At 65.5% G+C, this 2,415-nt stretch carries 2 protein-coding genes; one reads left to right on the top strand and one right to left on the bottom strand.

What is annotated here, in order from left to right:
- Positions 1–4 precede the first annotated feature (4 nt).
- Complete coding sequence (locus tag VGZ32_RS28625) at positions 5–130, top strand: putative Ig domain-containing protein (protein ID WP_349263521.1); 126 nt, start codon at positions 5–7, stop codon at positions 128–130.
- A gap of 657 nt (positions 131–787) precedes the next feature.
- Here VGZ32_RS28625 and VGZ32_RS06880 read toward each other — a convergent pair.
- Positions 788–1,819 carry a phosphatidylinositol-specific phospholipase C domain-containing protein gene (locus VGZ32_RS06880; RefSeq protein ID WP_326885007.1) on the bottom strand — a complete coding sequence of 344 codons (1,032 nt, stop codon included), beginning with the start codon at positions 1,817–1,819 and terminating at the stop codon, positions 788–790.
- Between the last annotated feature and the right edge of the window lie 596 nt (positions 1,820–2,415).

Raw genomic sequence — 2,415 nt, 5'->3', positions numbered from 1 at the left:
CACGATCGCGTCGAACGGCGCGTTCGGCGGCTCCGGCAACACGCTCGGGACCTACACGGTCACGGTGACGGCGACGGACACGGCAGGAGTCTCCGGCACGGCCACCTTCGTCTGGTCCGTCGTGCAGTAAGCCGGGTTGCCGGTCGCGCTTACGAGCTGAACACATGAGCTGAACGCAGCGAAAACGGCGCCCCGCTAGCCGGAGCACCGGAACGGAAGTGGACAGCACACGCAACAACCCGCGCCGCGCGGGCCCGGCATAGTCGCCGGGTCTGCGCGGCGCGGGGCGTCTTCGTACGGATAGTCGGTGACGTCTTCAGGATCTATGGTGCACGGACGGGGGATCAGATCGTCGGGCGCGTCCGGGTGCATAGCTGGCGGTGTTTGTAGGTGCGCACCGACCATGCTCCGAGCGCGGCATAAACCCAGACCCAGACACCCGCACCAACCCCATCAACATACGAGTGTTGCAACCACTCCCTGAATCCGAGTCGCCTCCGGCGGACCCTCGCTCGGGATGGGGAGGTTCCAGAGGCGCGGGAGGGTCCGGAAGGCGGGGAGAGGGTGGTCGGCCCTGATCATCTCCTCGCCGGTCATCGCAAGCGACTACCAGACCGCGCCGAGGGGCACAAGGCGAAAAGCGTGCCTTGCACCCCTCAACACGGCCCGGAAGGGACAGGTCTTGCCCGGCGAGGAGATGCCTAGAATCTCCAGTCCGAAATATGACCGGCGGTCACGCAGGCATCGTCACCATGCCACGCGAAGCGCGGCGGCTATCCTGCTCGTGTCAGCCGCGCGGTAGGACCTCGGCGAGCACGGACGGCACACCCCACCAGTCCGTGGACACCACGCTGGCGTGATGTGCTGCTAGCAGCGCCACTCTGGCCTGGGCATCGGCAATGGGTGGGTTGTGCAGATCCAATGTCGGTGCCACGTTTTGGGCGTCGGTCATGATCAGGATGTAGTGGTTAGTGTCGTACCAGGACGTGTCGACGCTGGTGACGTAGGTGCTGGCGTCGCCATCGAAGAACACGAACCACGGTTTCAAAGTTGCGTCGGTGAACTTGTCGCGTGGGTCACCCGTCACCGCGCCGAGCACCGACGGGAACAGTGTCGCCTGGTTCAGCGTGCCGGCGGCCTTCAGCCCGTTGAGATAGGTCGAGTACTCGACGTCACTCTTGGGGTTGTGAAACGGGTTGGCAAGTTCCACAGTGCCGGTGATCAGGTACATCACCAGCTTGCCGGCCAGCGCTGACTCGGTCGGCCACGCGTTGGCCTTGGCCGCGGCGTCCAGGCTGGGATACCCGCTCATCAGGTCGCTCGGCCGATACAGGATGTTGCCGACGTGGCTGTTGACGTAGGAGTCGAACTGGCTGGGCCCCATGCCGACACTGGCACCGAAGCCGTCCTTCATCTCGACCTTGATGTAGATCGGGCCGGACGTGGGGTGCGCGGCCAGCCAGTACTTGATGTCGTCGAGGCAGGAGCCGAGGTCCTTATTGGCACTGCCGGTGTAGATCTGGGCCGACGAGCTGGCGTCGACGCAGTTGTTGTTGTTGCCGAAGGGACTGCTGTGGCTGACCTTCCACTCGTTGGTGAAGAAGTCGTCCCAGGTGTCCAGTTCGAGCAGCTTTGCCCCGGCGTCCAGCGCCTGGGCGAGATAGGGGTACGCGGTGGTGTCGTCGTAGGTGTTGTGCAGGCCGACGACGGTGGACTGGGCCAGGGTGGTGTTCTGGGACAGGGCTGCGGCGGAGGTGGCCGAAGCGATCATCAGCAGGGCTGCGGCGAAAACACTGCCGCAAATGCGAAAGCGCCTCATGTTCGGTCATCGTAGTGAGGTCCGCCACGTCCGCCCAGCCACCGTCCGGAGGGCGCGGCTTAATCCTTACCGAATACACGCCGGTTAACCGGGGCGGCGTCGGTGAACCGCTAGTGTCTCAACCGACGTAGTCAGCAAGAAGTCAGCGCAGCCCCCGGCAACGGCCGATACGAGACGACAGCAGACGACAAACGATCACCGGTCAACCCCACTTGATCGGCGCATCGGCGCGGCGAGAGAGCACCGGCGTGCCCGATCGAACTTTTGCCGTCGGCCACGGCAGGGGGCTGGCGGCCTCCGTCCCCTCAGCTCGGGCACCGGAAAGGTGCGCCTGCTGTTGCGCGGGATATGCACTCGACACTGACATCCTCGCGGGACGGGGGCGCCTGGCGCATTGCGGCAGGCGGCTTTCACCGCCCGGTGCGCGCATGGTGAGTGTCCGAGGCCACCCGGTAGGCGGTCAGAAGCGGTGGGTCGTGGCGCCGAACGGGTCGCCCTTGGCGTGCGCGTCGATCTTCGTCGGGGTGACCGAGAAGACCACGCTGGTGACGTGCTCCGCCCCCGGGTCGGAGAAGCCGCCCTCGTGCGCCGCCAGT

It is taken from the genome of Actinocrinis sp., from assembly GCF_035938995.1.
Classification (GTDB): Bacteria; Actinomycetota; Actinomycetes; order Streptomycetales; family Catenulisporaceae; genus DASZGI01.
The sequence above is the reverse complement of the archived record's forward strand: the minus strand, read 5'-3'. Positions and strand labels throughout refer to the sequence as shown.